Annotated in this window: 13 protein-coding genes and 2 tRNA genes; 9 read left to right on the top strand and 6 right to left on the bottom strand. The window is 60.0% G+C overall.

The features are described 5' to 3' along the window. The first annotated feature begins 71 nt into the window (after nucleotides 1-71). From NFR47_RS02595 to NFR47_RS02625, 7 genes are all read left to right on the top strand, one after another. Entirely contained in the window at nucleotides 72-1,091 is a 1,020-nt protein-coding gene (locus tag NFR47_RS02595) for a YncE family protein (protein ID WP_251214139.1), read from the top strand. After that, complete coding sequence (locus NFR47_RS02600; RefSeq protein WP_251214028.1) at nucleotides 1,088-3,142, top strand: TonB-dependent receptor; 2,055 nt, start codon at nucleotides 1,088-1,090, stop codon at nucleotides 3,140-3,142. Before NFR47_RS02595 ends, NFR47_RS02600 begins: the two co-directional genes overlap by 4 nt. Before the next feature lie 54 nt (nucleotides 3,143-3,196). Then, nucleotides 3,197-4,645, top strand: coding sequence for a nucleoside hydrolase (locus tag NFR47_RS02605; RefSeq protein ID WP_251214029.1), 1,449 nt, complete (start codon nucleotides 3,197-3,199; stop codon nucleotides 4,643-4,645). An 80-nt stretch (nucleotides 4,646-4,725) separates the two neighbouring features. After that, nucleotides 4,726-4,813: transfer RNA gene (locus NFR47_RS02610), tRNA-Ser, on the top strand. A gap of 334 nt (nucleotides 4,814-5,147) precedes the next feature. Beyond that, nucleotides 5,148-7,583: a TonB-dependent receptor gene (locus NFR47_RS02615; RefSeq protein WP_275556994.1), complete on the top strand. Its 2,436-nt coding sequence runs from the start codon at nucleotides 5,148-5,150 to the stop codon at nucleotides 7,581-7,583. 30 nt (nucleotides 7,584-7,613) lie between these two features. Next, nucleotides 7,614-9,005, top strand: a complete 1,392-nt coding sequence (locus NFR47_RS02620; protein ID WP_420838548.1) for a DUF4374 domain-containing protein — start codon at nucleotides 7,614-7,616, stop codon at nucleotides 9,003-9,005. 71 nt (nucleotides 9,006-9,076) lie between these two features. Further along, nucleotides 9,077-10,258 (top strand): PepSY-associated TM helix domain-containing protein, encoded by a 1,182-nt coding sequence (locus NFR47_RS02625; protein ID WP_251214030.1) that lies wholly within the window; start codon nucleotides 9,077-9,079, stop codon nucleotides 10,256-10,258. A 326-nt stretch (nucleotides 10,259-10,584) separates the two neighbouring features. On the opposite strand, the gene NFR47_RS02630 is transcribed toward NFR47_RS02625, so the two are convergent. Next, nucleotides 10,585-10,669, bottom strand: a tRNA-Ser gene (locus NFR47_RS02630). Between the two features lie 234 nt (nucleotides 10,670-10,903). On the opposite strand from NFR47_RS02630, the gene NFR47_RS02635 reads away from it, so the two are divergent. Both NFR47_RS02635 and NFR47_RS02640 read left to right on the top strand, forming a co-directional pair. Next, nucleotides 10,904-11,164, top strand: coding sequence for an HU family DNA-binding protein (locus tag NFR47_RS02635; RefSeq protein ID WP_251214031.1), 261 nt, complete (start codon nucleotides 10,904-10,906; stop codon nucleotides 11,162-11,164). A gap of 32 nt (nucleotides 11,165-11,196) precedes the next feature. Further along, nucleotides 11,197-12,390 (top strand): pyridoxal phosphate-dependent aminotransferase, encoded by a 1,194-nt coding sequence (locus NFR47_RS02640; protein ID WP_251214032.1) that lies wholly within the window; start codon nucleotides 11,197-11,199, stop codon nucleotides 12,388-12,390. 8 nt (nucleotides 12,391-12,398) lie between these two features. Here NFR47_RS02640 and NFR47_RS02645 read toward each other — a convergent pair whose 3' ends face one another. The 5 genes from NFR47_RS02645 to NFR47_RS02665 form a co-directional block, all read right to left on the bottom strand. Then, the gene (locus NFR47_RS02645; protein WP_251214033.1) at nucleotides 12,399-13,592 is read right to left on the bottom strand and encodes an RNA-directed DNA polymerase; all 1,194 of its coding nucleotides are present in this window, start codon (nucleotides 13,590-13,592) and stop codon (nucleotides 12,399-12,401) included. 1,227 nt (nucleotides 13,593-14,819) lie between these two features. Further along, nucleotides 14,820-15,107: a fibrobacter succinogenes major paralogous domain-containing protein gene (locus NFR47_RS02650; RefSeq protein ID WP_251214034.1), complete on the bottom strand. Its 288-nt coding sequence runs from the start codon at nucleotides 15,105-15,107 to the stop codon at nucleotides 14,820-14,822. 158 nt (nucleotides 15,108-15,265) lie between these two features. Next, a complete protein-coding gene (locus NFR47_RS02655) occupies nucleotides 15,266-15,562 on the bottom strand; it encodes a fibrobacter succinogenes major paralogous domain-containing protein (RefSeq protein ID WP_251214035.1) in 297 nt (98 codons plus the stop codon). A 619-nt stretch (nucleotides 15,563-16,181) separates the two neighbouring features. Beyond that, nucleotides 16,182-16,436, bottom strand: a complete 255-nt coding sequence (locus NFR47_RS02660; protein WP_251214036.1) for a fibrobacter succinogenes major paralogous domain-containing protein — start codon at nucleotides 16,434-16,436, stop codon at nucleotides 16,182-16,184. Nucleotides 16,437-16,743: 307 nt separating this feature from the next. Next, a complete protein-coding gene (locus NFR47_RS02665; protein WP_251214037.1) occupies nucleotides 16,744-16,950 on the bottom strand; it encodes a fibrobacter succinogenes major paralogous domain-containing protein in 207 nt (68 codons plus the stop codon). Nucleotides 16,951-17,302: the final 352 nt, after the last annotated feature.

Here is a 17,302-nt window from a genome sequence, read left to right on the forward strand (position 1 = left end):
CCATGCGCGCCGTCCGAACGCTCTTTCGACACATCGCCGCCGCCCTGCTGCTTGCCGCTTTCACGGGCTGCATGAAGTGGGACTACGGCCCGACGGAGGAGTTCGCGGCGCCGGACGGCGGGCTGTTCATCCTCAACGAGGGCAATTTCCAATACGGCAACGCCTCGCTGTCGTACTACCACCCTGCAACGCGCCAGACCGAAAACGAATTGTTCCGCCGCGCCAACGGGTTCAAACTGGGAGACGTGGCGCAGTCGATGACCATTCGCAGCGGCGTGGGCTGGGTGGTCGTGAACAACTCGCACGTCATCTTCGCCATCGACCTCCGCACGTTCCGCGAGACGGGCCGCATCACCGACCTGACTTCGCCGCGCTACATCCATTTTCTGTCCGACGAAAAAGCCTACGTCACCCAGCTGTGGGACAACCGCATATTCATAGTGAACCCCAAGCGCTACGAAATCACGGGTTACATCGAGTGCCCCCGCATGACGATGGAGAACGGCTCGACGGAACAGATGGTGCAGCACGGCAAATATCTTTTCGTCAGCTGCTGGTCCTATCAGAACCGGATTCTGAAAATCGACACCGAGACAGACACGGTCGTGGACGAACTGGTCGTCGGGGCGCAGCCCGCATCGCTCGTGATGGACAAGTACGGCAAAATGTGGACCGTGACCGACGGCGGCTACGAAGGCAGCCCCTACGGTTACGAAACGCCCTCGCTCTGCCGCATCGACGCCGAAACGTTCACCCTCGAAAGGGTCTTCCGCTTCGGTCCCGACAGCCAGCCCTCGGAATTGCAGCTCAACGCCGCGGGCGACCGGCTCTACTGGCTCGACAGCGACGTCTGGCAGATGGAGGTGACGGCCGCACAACTGCCCGCAGAGCCGTTTCTCGGATTCCGCGGCACCAAATACTACGGGCTCACTGTCGACCCCTCAAACGGCGACGTCTACGTGGCCGACGCCATCGACTACCAGCAGCCGGGCATTGTCTACCGCTGCTCGGCCGAGGGCGAACCGCTCGACGAATTCCGCGTCGGCATCACCCCGGGCGCATTCTGCTGGAACAACGGACCACGGCCATGAAAACACCGACCGCCCTGCTCCTCGGCCTGCTCGCAGCGCTGCCGCTCACGGCACAAAACGACTGGACGAAATGCACGCACCCGATTGCCGGAGTGACGGTCGTCGGGCAGCGCCCCATCAAGGAGACAGGCGTGCAGCGCACCCGGTTCGATTCCGTGGCGCTTAAGGAGAACATCGCCCTTTCGATGGCCGACGTGCTGACGTTCAACTCCCCGATTTTCGTCAAGAACTACGGCCGTGCGACCCTCTCGACCGTGGCGTTCCGGGGCACTTCGCCCTCGCATACGCAGGTGACGTGGAACGGCATGCGCATCAGCAATCCGATGCTCGGCATGACCGACTTCTCGATGATTCCGTCTTACTTCGTCGACGACGCATCGCTGCTGCACGGCACCTCGTCGGTCAACGAAACGGGCGGCGGACTGGGCGGCGCGGTAAAGCTGGCAACCAAGCCTATTTCGACCCGGGGATTCGGGCTGCAATACGTGCAGGGCGTCGGCTCGTTCCGCACTTTCGACGAGTTTCTGCGGCTGACCTACGGCAACGACCGCTGGCAGTTCTCGACCCGTGCGGTCTGCTCCTCGTCGGCCAACGACTACAAGTACCGCAACCGCGACAAGAAAGAGAACATCTACGACGCCGACAAGAACATCGTCGGCTCCTACTACCCCATAGAGCGCAACCGCAGCGGCGCGTTCCGGGACCTGCACGTTTTGCAAGAAGTCTATTGCAACACCGGGCGCGGCGACCGCTTCGGGCTGAACGCGTGGTACATCCGCTCGAACCGCGAACTGCCGATGCTCTCGACCGACTATGCGTCGGACCTCAGGTTCGAGAACCGCCAGCGCGAGGAGACTTTCCGCGGCATCGTGTCGTGGGACCACCTGCGCCGCAACTGGAAAGTCGCCGCCAAGGCGGGCTATATCCACACCTGGATGGCCTACGACTACCGGCGCGACGTGGGCAACGGCACAATGATGCCCATGACCCGCTCGCGCAGCCGGATCGACACGTTCTACGGGCAGGCCGACGGCGAATACAGCATCGGCGGCAAGTGGCTTTTCACCGCTTCGCTCTCGGTCTACCAACATCTGGTCCGAAGCGCCGACAAAAACATCATTACGCAGGAGGGCAACAAGGCGATAGTCGGCTACGACAAAGGGCGCATCGAACTTTCGGGCAGTCTCTCGGCCAAATGGCGGCCCGTCGAGCGTTTCGGCGTTTCGGTCGTCCTGCGCGAGGAGCTGTTCGGCACGGAGTGGACGCCCCTCATCCCCGCCCTTTTCCTCGACGGCGTACTTTCCGAGCGGGGGAACGTCGTAGCCAAAGCCTCCGTCTCGCGCAACTTCCGCTTCCCCACCCTCAACGACCTCTATTTCCTGCCGGGCGGCAATCCCGACCTGCACAGGGAGAGCGGCTGGACCTACGATGCGGGGATTTCGTTTGCCGTGGGCAAGGCGGAACGCTACAAGCTGAGCGGGTCGGCAACGTGGTTCGATTCGCACGTCGACGACTGGATTATCTGGCTGCCGACGACCAAAGGCTTCTTCTCGCCGCGCAACCTCAAGAAAGTCCATGCCTGCGGCGTCGAACTGCAGGCGAACCTCTCCGTAGCGCTGGCCCGCGACTGGAGACTGGACCTCGACGGCACCTACTCGTGGACCCCGTCGGTCAACGAGGGCGCCCCGACGACCCCGGCCGACCGCTCGGTGGGCAAGCAGCTGCCCTACGTGCCCGAACATTCGGCGACCACAACGGGGCGGCTTTCGTGGCGCCGCTGGTCGCTGCACTACAAGTGGTGCTGGTACAGCCGCCGCTACACCATGTCGAGCAACGACCACACGCTCACAGGCCATCTGCCGCCCTACTACATGAACAACCTCACGCTCGAGAAGGGATTTTCGCTGCGCTGGGCCGACCTGTCGCTCAAAGGCGCCGTCAACAACCTTTTCGACGAGGAATACCTGTCGGTGCTCGCGCGCCCGATGCCGGGCATCCACTTCGAGCTGTTCGTCGGCATCACGCCCAAATGGGGCAGGAAAAAGCCCTGAAACGCCACACCGGGGGCGCGGGGTTTGCAGCGTGCCAAGGCAAATCCCGCTATCATGAAACATATCCTACTGCTGTTCTGCGCGCTTGCACCCGTCGTCTGCCAAGCCCATTCGGGCAAGGCACGCTATCATGTCGTCATCGACACCGACGGCGCGGCCGACGACCTGCGGGCCCTCTGCCTGCTGCTGGGCAACCGCGAAGCCGAAGTGCTGGCCGTCACCACCTCCGACGGTGCACAGCATCCCCGGCGCTCGGCATCCTGCGTCCGCGGACTGCTTCGCACGCTCCACCACGAGGGAATTCCGGTCGGCTGCGGGCGTCCGGCAGGCAGCCTCGCTCCGGCATGGCGCACCCATTCGGAACAGATATGCTGGGGCGAAACCGCCGTTCCGAACCGATACCCCGACGCTCCGGCCCTGCTGGCCGAAACCATCGAAAACGAGGAAGAACCCGTCATCGCGGTCGCATTGGGCGCGCTCACCAATTTCAGCGACCTGCTCGCCGCCCGGCCCGCCCTGAAGAACCGCATCGCCCGCATCGTCTGGTACAACGGCTGCACCCGCCCCCACGAAAGCGCCAACTATTGCGCTGATTCGGACGCCGCTCGCTACGTACTGGCCAGCGGCATCCCGGTGACGATGGTTTCCACCTGCGCCGAATCTCCGGTCGCCGTGACGGCCGCATGGATAGACACCCTCGCCACCGTACCCACGCCCCATGCCCGGAAAATCGTCGCCACGCATCGCACTCCGCCCCTTTCCCGGCTAATCGAGGAACAGCATCTCCAGGCATGGGATGACCTGGCGGCACTCTGTCTCTTCATGCCGGAACTTTTCGAGCACAAGCCGCTCACCCCCACCGTCACGGCCTGCACGCTCCGCAATCCGGAAACTTTCTGCCCCGCGACGGTCGCCCTGCTGCTCGGCAAGCCCGATGCCGAAAGCCGCGTATTCTACGGATTCCCCTGCGACGCCGGATGCTACGCGCAGGACGTCCGGCCCATTATCGAACAGGCCCTCGCCCTCCACGGCCCGAGCGAATGGCGGGCGGGCGTACTGACCAACGAACTCCACGGCCACTTAGGCATCTATGCCATCATCGGCGTCAAGATGGGCATCCGCGCCCGCGAATTCTTCAACATCGGGGTCGACGACATCTTCGTAACCACCTACGCGGGTCACTGTCCGCCCGTCAGCTGCATGAACGACGGCTTGCAGGTGGGGACCGGCGCCACCGTGGGCCACGGCCTGATACGGGTGGCGGAATGCGACACCCCGCGTCCCGAAGCGCTGTTCCGCTTCAAGAACCGGGCAGTCCGCCTGCGGCTCAAACCGCAATACGCCGACCGCATCCGCCGCGATGTCCGGCACGGCATCGAACTGTATGGCGACCTCACGGAGGATTACTGGCAGTATATCCGGCGGCTGGCCCTGCAATACTGGCTCGAATTCGACCGCCACAAGATTTTCGAGGTGCTGGCCGAGGAGCCGGAAATCGGATAGGTTCAGCGGCTTCGGTCAAATTATTAGGCGGCTTCGTTTGCAGATTTCAGAAAGTTTGCCTACTTTTGGACCCGTAATCCGGAGAGGTGCAGGAGTGGTTGAACTGGCCCGCCTGGAAAGCGAGTAAACGTCAAAAGCGTTTCAGGGGTTCGAATCCCCTTCTCTCCGCAAATAACATTAGGTTTCAATCATTTGCAGGATTGGCACCCAAATTTACACCCTAAAATGTAGATTTGGGTGTTTTTCTTTGAAATGGAGCAAGTAGTTTCATTGCCTCAAAAATGCAGGCATTTTAATCGAGCGAATATAGGGGGGGGGCAGGTACGAGCAATTTTTGCGACGGATTTCCATTTTGTACCCGGATTGTATATTAAAAACATTGTTCGCTAACCAAAATTAGGTATTTCCGCCACGATCGGACGATTCAAAATCCCCAAAACAGGCGATTGACTGAAATTCGTGGGGCGGGTAATTTTGCGCTGCAAATCAACCCGTCTCGCAAATGAACATAAAGGGAATCTTAGCCGCGATATGGATCATCGGCTTTCAGTCGGCAGCCGCCCAGCCCCATCGTCCGCATGCCGGACATCACGGCCCGCACGCCTCCGCATGGCTCTCGGGAAAGGTGATGGAGAAAGACAGCACGGCCGTCGCTTTCGCCACCGTCTGTCTGAAAGGCACGAACTACGGCTGCTCCACGGACGATAAGGGGCATTTCCGTTTCAAAGCGCCGGCCGGGAAGCATACGCTGACCGTGTCGGTCATCGGCTACGAACCCGTAGAGAAAAACATAGAGACCGGCCGGGACATGAAAAACCTCACGGTCGTCCTGCAACCGGCAGCGACCGAACTCGAAGAGGTCGTTGTCACGGGCAGCGGCGTAAGCCGCGTGCAGCAGTCGCCGTTCAACGCGGTGGCGGTCGATACGAAAGCCTTGCAGAACACGACCAAGAGCCTGAGCGACGCCCTCTCGAAACTGCCCGGCATGAAGCTCCGCGAATCGGGCGGCGTGGGCTCCGACATGCAGCTGATGCTCGACGGGTTCAGCGGCAAGCACGTCAAGGTCTTCATCGACGGCGTGCCGCAGGAGGGGGCCGGGCAGGCGTTCGACCTGAACAACATTCCGGCGGGCTTCGCCGAGCGCATCGAGGTCTATAAAGGGGTGGTGCCTGTCGGTTTCGGCACCGACGCCATCGGCGGCGTCATCAACATCGTGACGAACAAACAGCGGCGCAACTGGTTCGCCGACGCCTCCTACTCCTACGGTTCGTTCAACACCCACCGTTCGAACCTTCGTTTCGGGCAGACGACCCGAGGCGGCTTCCTATACGAAATCGAAGCTTTCCAGAACTACTCCGACAACGACTATTATATCGACAACTGGGTGCGCGAATTCGAGGTGCTGCCCGACGGTACGGTTCACAAGTTTCCCGTGGACAAGAGCGACGTGAAGCACGTCCGGCGCTTCAACGACGCTTTCCACAACGAGGTCGTGCTCGGCAAACTCGGTCTTGCGGGCAAAAAATGGGCGGACCGCTTCGTGCTGGGCTTCTCCTATTCCAATTTTTACAAGGAGATCCAGACCGGCGTCTATCAGGAAATCGTCTTCGGCCGGAAGCACCGCAAGGGCCATTCGCTCTCCCCGTCGCTGGAGTATGCCAAGCGCAACCTTTTCACCGAAGGGCTCGACCTGCTCGTGACGGCCAATTACAACCGCAACGTCACGCACAACATCGACACCGCGGCCCGCTACTACAACTGGTACGGCCATTACTACGAAAAGGATAGCCGCGGCGAACAATCCTATCAGAACAGCGAATCGCGCAACACGAACTGGAACGCCACGCTGACGCTCAACTACCGCATCGGCGAAATCCACACGCTGACATTCAACCATGTCTTCAGCGATTTCCGCCGCACGAGCCGTTCGCACGTCGGCACCTCGTCGGTGCTCACGGATTTCTCGATTCCCAAACTCACGCGCAAGAACATCGGCGGGCTCTCCTACCGGGTGATTCCGTCGGAGCGGTGGAACGCCTCGGCATTCGTCAAATATTACCTGCAATACAACCGGGGGCCCGTTTCGCGCAGCGCCGACGGCGTGGGCGACTACGTGGAGCTGGGCAGAAGCGTCTCGGCATGGGGCTGCGGTGCGGCCGGGACGTACTACATCCTGAAAGCGTTGCAGGCCAAATGCTCCTACGAACGGGCGTTCCGGCTGCCGACCACCGACGAGCTGTTCGGCGACGAGGACCTCGAAGCGGGGCGCGCCGACCTGCGGCCCGAACGAAGCGACAACTTCAATCTCAATCTCAGCTACGACGGCCGCTTCGGCAAGCACGGTCTCTATGCGGACGTCAGCCTGATTTACCGCAACACGAAAGACTATATCAAGCGCGGACTGGGCAAGCACGGCTCGACGCAGTACGGCATCTACGAAAATCACGGCCACGTCCGCACCAAGGGCTACAACGTCTCATTGCGCTACTCGTTCGCCCGCTGGTTCGACTTCGGCGGCACATGGAACAGCATCGACACCCGCGATTATGAGCGGCGCTGGACGGGGTCGTCGCAGCAGGAGAACATGCACTACAAGGTGCGGCTGCCGAATATTCCCTACCGGTTCGCCAACTTCGACGCCTCGTTCCACTGGCACGACCTTTTCGCCCGAGGAAATACGCTCACGGTCGGTTACGACGGATTCTGGCAGCACGCCTTTCCGCTCAACTGGGAGAACATCGGCGACAAGGATTCAAAAGCCTACGTACCCAGCCAACTGTCGCACAACCTCTCGCTGGCATATAGTCTCAAAGAGGGACGCTACAACCTCGCTTTGGAGTGCCGCAACCTGACCGGCGCACGGCTTTACGACAATTTCAGCCTCCAGAAAGCGGGCCGCGCGTTCTATGTCAAGCTGCGCGTTCATTTCGGCAACTGATTTATAAACACTAAAATAAAAAATCGAATCATGAAAAAAGGCCTTTACACCCGGGCATTCCTTGCCCTTCTGTGCGCCAGCACCGCCGGCATGACGACCTCGTGCAGCGACGACAACTACGCCCCCCAACCGGCACCGGACACCGACGCCGAAACCTCCTACGTCATTGCGGCGCAGGACGACGGCACGAGCTACCTGATCACCGCTCCGTCGCTCGACGAGGGCACGGCCACCGTGCGCGGCACGGGTACGGAGGTGCTCGGCGGCTCCTACTGGGTATTCAAGAACCAGAATTACGTCTTCTCGCTGGTCTATAACAAGGGCGGCGCGGGCACGGGCGCATCCTACTACCTGAATGCTGCGGGCAAACCCACCGAACGCTACCTCTACGAATTCAACCGCATCACCTCCTACGGCACGTGGGGCGACAAGGTGGTGACCGTCTCGACCGGCGACTCGAAGACTACGGACGCCGACGGCAACATCGCGCAGGCGCTGCTGTTCAACTACCTCGACGAGAACACCGGCGGGCAGACCGAAGGGGCTATCGACGCGGAAAACTTCCTCGGCAACGGCGAGAAAGTGACCTTCGCCGGACTGGAAGAGGCGAACGGCAAGCTCTACACCTCGGTCGTGCCGATGGGCATGAGCCGCTACGGCATCGGGCAATGGCCGGACATGGTGACCGACACGGAACTGGTCGCCAAAGCCGACGGCGGCTCGGCCAGCAGCTCCTACACCGCCGGAACGATTCCTTCGACGCAGTATCCCGACCGCGCCTGGGTCGCCATTTACAGCGGTTCGTCGTTCGCCGAGAAGCCCGTGATCGTCTCGACCGACAAAATCGGATTCGCCTGCGGCCGTCACCGTTCGCAATACTACCAGACGATCTGGGCCGCCGACAACGGCGATCTCTACGTCTTCTCGCCCGGCTACGGCCGCACGTTCACCTCGTCGGCCGACCTGAAAAAAGTAACCGGCACCAAACCCTCGGGCGCGGTGCGCATCCGCAAGGACGCGACGGAGTTCGACCCCGACTACTACGTGAATTTCGAGCAGATCGGTACGCAGCATCCTATTTTCCGCTGCTGGCACATTTCAGGCGCACACTTTTTGCTGCAACTCTACTCCGACGGCGTGGAGGGGATGATGCAGGGCAAGGATGCCGTGACCAACGAACTGGCCGTCTTCGATGCCGAAGCGAAAACCGTCGTACCCGTGACCGGGCTGCCGTCGGACCTGGCGGGCTTCGGCGGCGAGCCCTACGGCGAGAACGGAGCCATGTACATCGCCGTGACGGTGACCGGCGGCGACAAGCCGGCATTCTATAAGATCGATGCCGCTACGGGACGTGCGACCAAAGGGCTCGTCATCGACGCGGAATCGGTCGCCACGGCGGGTAAGCTGACCGTCCGGAAATAGGAACCACCCCGGCAGGAGAGCGGCCCGTCATTCTGCGGACCGTTCCCTCGTCCGGACAAAACACCCGATTCATGAAAAAGATATTCGCAAAAATACACCTGTGGCTCTCGCTGCCGCTCGGTATCGTCTTGACCGTCGTCTGTCTGTCGGGCGCCGTGCTCGTCTTCGAGGGCGAGATTACCCGGGCGCTGCATCCGGAACTTTATCGGGTCGCAGCACCCGCCGACGCGCGTCCGCTTCGGCCGTCGCAGCTCGCCGACCGCATCGGCGGGCAGATGCCCGATTCGCTGCATCTGGTTTCGCTGCAACTCTCCGCCCGCAGCGACGAACCCTGCATGGCCGCTTTCCGCGAAACGGGACGCAGGCAGCTGAGCGTCGATCCCTATACGGGCAATGTGAACGGCTGGGCCGAAAGCCCGGCATTCTTCGGCACGGTGCGGAAACTTCACCGCTGGCTGCTCGACCCGCCGCCGTCGAAAGGCGAAAAGTCGGTCGGAAAAGCCATCGTCGGGGTCTCGACGCTGGCGTTGGTGCTGATTCTTGTCAGCGGCTTGATCCTTTGGATTCCCCGCAGCCGCAAGGCGCTGCGCAACCGGCTGAAAGTGTCGTGCACCTATGGTCGCCGCCGTTTCTGGCACGACTGCCATGTCACGCTGGGATTCTATGCAACCCTGCTGTTGCTGGTCATGGCGCTGACGGGGCTTACGTGGTCGTTCGGCTGGTACCGCACGGCGGCCTATTCGCTTTTCGGCGGACCGCAGCAAACCGTTGCCGCGCAGGAAAAACCCTCGCGGAAAGCCGATTCGGGCAACCGTCATGAACGCGAAAGAAGCGGCGAACGGACCGCAGGTCGTGAACAGGGCAAAAGGCAGGCCGAAACCGAAGCTCGCCCGTTCGATTACGCCGTATGGGACGAAGTGCTGGAGCAGCTTACGGCGCATTGCACTGCCTACAAAACCATCGTGCTGACACAAACCGAAGCGCAGGTTGCACGGCAATCGGCGATGCGACGCATCGACCGCGCGACGTTCGACCCCCGCAGCGGCCGTCTCGCCGAGATCACCCGTTATGAAGAGACGCCCCGCCAGCAGCGCCTCCGCGGCTGGTTCTATGCGTTCCACACGGGTACGTGGGGCGGCATCTGGACGAAAATCCTTTATTTCATTGCCGCGCTTATCGGCGCCTCACTTCCCCTGACTGGCTATTGGTTGTGGTGGAAACGGCTTTCAAATAAGAAGCACAGATCGCTTTGAGCGCATATTGAATTTCGACAGGCCATAAACTTGTCTTCGGCTGTCATTATCGTCGAGGACAAGTTTTTTGCATTTTAATTTCGTGTGTAAACAGACGTTTGTTGTACTTTCCCTCTTTGTTGTTCGCATTTGTCCGCTCCTTGTCTGCATTCGAGGGAAAGCAGACAGCAAGCCGTCCTTTCCATAAGCACTTGTTTCAGGGTTGCAAAGACACCGGATCAAGCGCCGTTTGCAAAGATGCGAAACAAATAAAATCAGCAAAATTGTTTTGCGGATACGAACAAAAAAAGCGACCGGAAATTCCAGCCGCTTATCAAACCCAGGAGCGGAAAGAGAGGGATTCGAACCCCCGGAACCTTGCAGTTCAACGGTTTTCAAGACCGCCGCAATCGACCACTCTGCCATCTTTCCGAGGACAAAAGTAACACCGATTTTCGATACTGCCAAATCTTGGCTGCGCTTAATTCGCCGGCTTTCCGGCCCGGCACCGCAGCGAACGGACGGCAGACAGGCGCTCCCCGGTCCGTCCGGACAACGAATCCGCCCGGAGCGGCCCTTTAATTTTCGGCTTTGGGTATTCGGAATCCCAAAATTTACCTAACTTTGCCGATGTTAGTCAGGTGCCACTTTTCACGACCCTACCCTATGAACAAAGCGCAATTCGTCGAAGCCGTCGCTCTCGACACGAACATGACCAAAGTCGAAGCCCGCAAAGTGGTCGACGCCATGATCCGTGCCACTGTCCAGACGCTCCGCGACGGCGACCGGCTCGTGCTCTCGGGGCTGGGTTCGTTCAGCGTCCAGCACAAGAGCGAGCGCATAGGGCGCAATCCCCGCACAGGGGCCGCCGTGAAAATCCCGCCCCGCAAAGTCATCAAATTCCGGCCCTCGGTCGAACTCGACTGACCGCGGCCCAACCGAAGAAACCCGTTCAACCCATGCCCGAAATTTCGCAGCGCGCCGAGCTGATGCCGGCCTCACCCATACGCAAACTCGTTCCGCTGGCCGAAGCGGCCCGCGCCCGAGGCGTCAAAATCTACCATCTCAACATCGGCCAGCCCGACCTGCCCTCGCCGCAGGTGGGGCTCGATGCCTTGAAGAAAATCGACCGTACGATTCTCGAATACAGCCCCAGCGACGGCTACCGTTCGCTGCGCGAGAAACTGGCCGGCTATTACGAGCAGTATCAAATCAAGCTCTCGCCCGACGACATCATCGTCACCACAGGCGGCTCCGAAGCGGTGCTTTTCGCTTTCATGTCGTGCCTCAACCCTGGCGACGAAATCATCGTCCCCGAACCCGCCTACGCCAATTACATGGCATTCGCCATCTCGGCAGGCGCCACCATCCGGCCCGTCGTTTCGTCCATCGAACAGGGGTTCGCCCTGCCCGACGTCGCCGAATTCGAGAAGCTCATCAATCCCCGCACGCGCGGCATTCTGATTTGCAACCCCAACAACCCCACGGGTTACCTCTACTCGCGCCGCGAAATGAACCGCATCCGCGATTTGGTCAAGAAATACGACTTGTTCCTCTTTTCCGACGAGGTTTACCGCGAGTTCATCTACACCGGGTCACCCTATATCTCGGCCTGCCATCTGGAAGGCATCGAGCAGAACGTCGTGCTCATAGATTCGGTGTCGAAGCGCTATTCCGAGTGCGGCATCCGCATCGGGGCGCTCATCACCAAGAACAAAACCCTGCGCAACGCCGTCATGAAGTTCTGCCAGGCCCGTCTCTCGCCCCCGCTCCTGGGACAGCTCGTCGCCGAGGCTTCCATCGACGCACCGAGGTCTTACAGCACCGAGGTCTACGAGGAGTATATCGAGCGGCGCAAATGCCTGATCGACGGGCTCAACCGGATTCCGGGCGTCTATTCGCCCATCCCGATGGGTGCGTTCTACACCGTGGCCCGGCTCCCGGTCGACGACAGCGACAAGTTCTGCGCGTGGTGTCTCTCGGAATTCAGCTACGAAAACGAGACCGTCATGCTGGCCCCCGCTTCGGGTTTCTATTCCGATCCTTCGTGCGGCCGCAACGAAGTGCGCATCGCCTACGTCCTCAAAAAAGAGGACCTCGAACGTGCGCTCTTCATCCTGCGCAAGGCGCTCGAAGCCTACAACGCGCGCTGACAGCCCCACTACATCATCGGGTCAGACGACGGATCCGCAGGTTTCTTGAACGGGATGAACTTCTTGTAATAAGGAGTGAAGCGTCCCCGTTCGAGTAGCCATTGGTTGCGTTCCACGAGTTTGCGGATATAGTTCTGACAGTTCAGATGCCGCATGTACCCGAGATACGAATTGACCGTGGCGACCATCAGCCGCGACGGGCGGTAAACGGCACTGCGCATCTGGCGGTTGATTCTGCGTTTGGTCTTGTTGACCAAATAGCGGCGGTAGGGTTTGATGTTCGCGCCCAGGAAATTCACCCCCTTGGTCACTTCCTGCAAATAAATCTTGTCGGGGTGGAGCATCAGCCCCAGCTCTTCCTTCAGAAAATTACGAATGACGGGAACCAGCTGCATCAGCTTCGCCCGGTCGGTGCCCACGATGAAAAAGTCGTCGACATAGCGGCCATAGTGTTTCACCCGCAGCGTCCGTTTCACGAAGTCGTCCAGCTTCGACAGATAGACGTTGCTGAACAGCTGCGAAGTCAGATTACCGATCGGCAGTCCGCATCCGTCGGGCGTGTGGAACAGGCTTTTCGAGGGCGGCAGACCGACCCACTGCCGTTGCGTGCCGCGCACTTCGCAGTTTTCGGTCGGGTCGTTGAAGACGATTTCGTGCGACAGATAGCGCACCAGGTCGTAGTCGATGACCTGCGACCACGTTTTGCCGTCGTAAGCCTTGCGGTTGGCGAAACGGTCCAGCTTCTGCGTAATGATGTCGAACAGAATCTGCCTGTTGATATTCATAAAATAACCTTGAATGTCCAATTTGAGCAGATAGCACTTCCATTGATAGTTGTTCGAGCACGACCGGATATGATGTTCCAGCCGTCCGATGCCGAAATGGGTGCCCATTCCCTTGCGGCACGAGTAGCTGTCCGTGATGAAGGTCCGCTCGAACAGCGGCCCCACATAATTGCACAGCAGGTGGTGCACGACGCGGTCGCGGAAGTCGGCCGCAAAGATTTCCCGTTTGACCGGGACGTTGGTCATGAAACAGATGCTGCGGCCCACACGGTAGCGCCGTTCGGCGATTTCGTGGTAAAGGTCCATCAGATTCTCTTCGAGGTTCATCTCGAAGCGCAGCTGGCTCAGGGTGTTCCGTTTGTTTTCGCGGGCGTCGTAATATGCCTGGAAAACGTCGGTCAGTAGTTTTTGGCTCATAGTCAGATTGATAGGTAAAGGCACCCGCATGGGATGCACATGGTTGCAAAAAGGTAAAATAACAGCTTCTTAGATGCTGGACGCAGCGCACGGAGAAAGCGTTCGCGCGATTGTTGTTGTTCAACGGGTTCACGTTGCCCGAATTGAAGTACAAGTTGCCCGCGTTGCGGTTGCCTGCGTAGTTGGACGACGAAGACCACACACGGCCCTCCGTGCCGACGCTCGTCAAGGCTCCCGTCGTAACGTGACGGAAGCCCGCAGCAAACATGTAAAGCAATCGCTGGGATGAATGCACCGAAGAAAATGCCCCGGAGCAGACTGGATTGTACAGCCGGAACCTTGCACAGGCATCGCCCGCAGTTCCGGCGGATTGCTGAATCTAAGGACCGCGCTGGCAGGAACCGTAGTCCGCGCCACTCCGGGTCGCAAGCTGTGGGGAAAAACAGAGGATGGAATAAAACAGTTTCCGTGTAGATGCTGGACGCAGCGCACGGAGAGGCCGTTGGCCCGATTCGGGTTGTTCAAGGGGTTCACGGCGCCCGAATTGAAGTTCAGGTCGCCTGCGTTCGGATTGCCCGCGGCGTAGGAAGACGAAGACCAGTAATTGCCGTTCGCGCCGACGTTCGACAAGGCTCCCGTCGAAGTGTTGCGGTAGCCCGTAGCAGGCAATAAGCAATCGCTGGGATGAATGGCGGGAGGAAGCGCCTCCCGGCAGACTGGGTTGCATAGCTGACGGTTTCGCACCGGATGTCCGGCAGGCGCAGTATTCCGTCAGCGGATTGCTGAATCTACTCGGCCGCTCTGACGGGAACCGTAGCCCTCGTCATTCCGGGCCGGAAACTGTTTGGGGGATTAGAACGGAAAGAGAATTCGCATTCCCGGAAAACGATAAAAAACAGCTCCGCATAGATGCTGGACGCAGCGCACGGAGCGCCCGATTGCACGCGTTCCTGTGTTAAGCGGGTTCACGTTGCTTGAGTTGAAGTTCAGTATGCCCGCGTTGTGATTGCCGGCGGTGTAGGACGACGAAGACCAGTATTCGCCGTTCGTGCCGACAACCGCCAAGGCTCCCGACTCACGGGCGCGGACGCCCGCAGCAGGGCCGTGTATAGCGGTCGCTGGAATGGATGCCCCGGAGGAGAACCTGTAGCCCAACTCCGTCGCAAACTGGTGTGTACAACTGAAGAAGCCGTCGGTCGCGTGGACTTCTCCAGCGGACCGCTGAATCTACCGATCGCGCTGGCAGGAACCGTAGCCCCGGCCATTCCGGATCAATGAAGCTGTTGGTACGAAGAATGGCAAGTCGGCCGCCGGAGCGGTTCCGGCGACTTCATAAAGATAAAAAACAGCTCTGTGTAGATGCTGGACGCAGCGCACGGAAAGGCCGTTGGCGCGGTTCGTGTTGTTCAGCGGGTTCACGTTGCCCGAATTGAAGTTCAAGTTGCCCGCGTTGAGATTGCCTGCGTAGGCGGACGACGAAGACCATACGTCGCCTTCCGTGCCGACGTTCGTCAAGGCTCCCGACTCACGGTGGCGGTAGCCCGTAGCAATGGAAAGCAATCGCTGGGATGAATGTCCGGAGGAAGTGCCTCCGGGCAGACTGGGTTGGATAGCTGGCGGTCCGTTCCCGCAGAAATCGGGAAGCGCGTTGTGCCGCCAGCGGATTGCTGAATCTACCCGACCGCACTGACCGAAGCCTTGGCCCCTGCCATTCCGGGTCGTAGATGCTGTTTTTTATCGGGGTCGGGCATGCTCCCGGCATGTCCGGCCAATCGTAAGTGTGGGATAGGAAAGGATATGAGCAGCTCCGGCAGATGCTGGACGCAGCGCACGGGGAAGCCGTTGGCCCGGTTGTTTCCATTCAGCGGGTTCACGTTGCCCGAGTTGAAGTTCAAGTTGCCCGCGTTGAGATTGCCTGCGGCATAGGACGACGACGACCAGGCGTAGCCGTTCGTGCCGACGGCATTCAAGGCTCCCGTCTCACGGTTGCGGTAGCCCGTAGCTTAAGCGTGAGCAGCAATCGCTGGAATGTTTGCCGCGAAGGAGCGCCTCGCAAGGCTGCAACCCCGCAGTAAGCTGGGATGTACAACTGGCGGCGTTTCCGGGCCCGGGGTCCGGGGCACCGCCAGCGGATTGCTGAATCTACCGACCTCTCTGGCTGAAACCGTGGTCCCTGCCACTCCGGGTCGTATGGAGCTGTTCGTATCCGCATGGTTCGGTCGGCATCGGAAATACCCGGCAGATGCTGGACGCAGCGCACGGCGCGCGCGATAGCTCGGTTGCCCCCGTTCAGTGGGTTCACGTTGCCTGAGTTGAAGTTCAACATGCCCGCGTTGTTGTTGCCTGCGTTGTAGGACGACGACGACCAGCAGTAGCCGTTCGTGCCGACGACATCCAAGGCTCCCGTCGCATTGTTGCGGTAGCCCGCAGCAGCATATGAAAGCAATCGCTGGGATGAATTCCGGCAGGGAAAGTCACCCTGCCGCAGACTGGGTTGTATAGCCGGAGCCTCGCGCAGGCATGGCCCGCAGCCCCGGCGGATTGCTGAATCTGCCGGCCTCGCTGACGGAAGCCGTGGCAGGCGCTCCGTCACTCCGGGCCGCAGGTCGTTCCGCAGGTTCCGATCCGAATGTAGTTGAAAAACAGCCCCAGTAGATGCTGGACGCAGCGCACGGAGAAGGCGTTGGCCCGATTGCTGTTGTTCAGCGGGTTCACGTTGCCCGAGTGGAACCACAGATTGCCCGCGTTGTGATTGCCGGCAGCGTAGGACGACGAAGACCACACGATGCCCTCCGCGCCGACGACCGCCAAGGCTCCCGTCTCGCGGTGGCGGTTGCCCGCCAATGAACGGCAATCGCTGGATTGAATGCTCCGGAGAAAAGCCCCGGCGCAAACTGGGATGTACAGCTGGCGGTTTGCGCAACGTCTCCGTCGGGGCCGGGAACAAAGTCGGTCCGGTTCTGCCGACACGGAAAAGTTGCATGAAGTTCAAACGTTTTAGCACGCATGTCAAAACGTTTTAGCTTCGGGGTACCGTCAGCGGATTGCTGAATCTACCGACCGCGCTGGCTCGAACCGTGGTCCGTGCCACTCCGGGTCGCCAAGAGCTGTTTTTGTCTCTTGATTGAAAAGTAAAAAGCTGAATGCTCGATTATGATTGCAGAGTGTCAAAGAGCCCCGAACGACAGAAAAACAGCCGCAGATGCTGGACGCAGCGCACGGAGAAACCGTTGGCGCGGTTGTTCCAATTGAGCGGGTTCACGTTGCCTGAGTTGAAGTTCAAGTTGCCCGCGTTGTTGTCGCCTGCCAGACGCGACGACGACGACCAATAGTAGCCGTTCGTGCCGACGTTCGCCAAGGCTCCCGTCTCCCGGTTGCGGAGGCCCGCAGCCCGGCAGTTTCGGAGCAATCGCTGGAAAGAATACTTCGGAGGAGCGCTCCTCGGGGAAGGAGCCCAACTCCGAAGCAGCTGGGATGAACAACTGACGGCCTCACGACCGGAGCCTCGCTCCGGCACCGGAGTATGCCGCCAGCGGATTGCTGAATCTACTGATCGCGCTGGCAGGAACCGTGACCCCTGCCATTCCGGATCAAAAAAACTGTTTCTTATCGCTCGCCAATGGACCTTTCCCCGACCTTGGGCGGAACGCAAGCGGATTCAAGGTTCTGCTCCCGGTTTATCGAAAAGTCATTGTCGCGCCTTTTCTTGC

Origin of the sequence: Alistipes muris, assembly GCF_943193205.1 — a bacterium.
Classification (GTDB): Bacteria; Bacteroidota; Bacteroidia; order Bacteroidales; family Rikenellaceae; genus Alistipes; species Alistipes muris.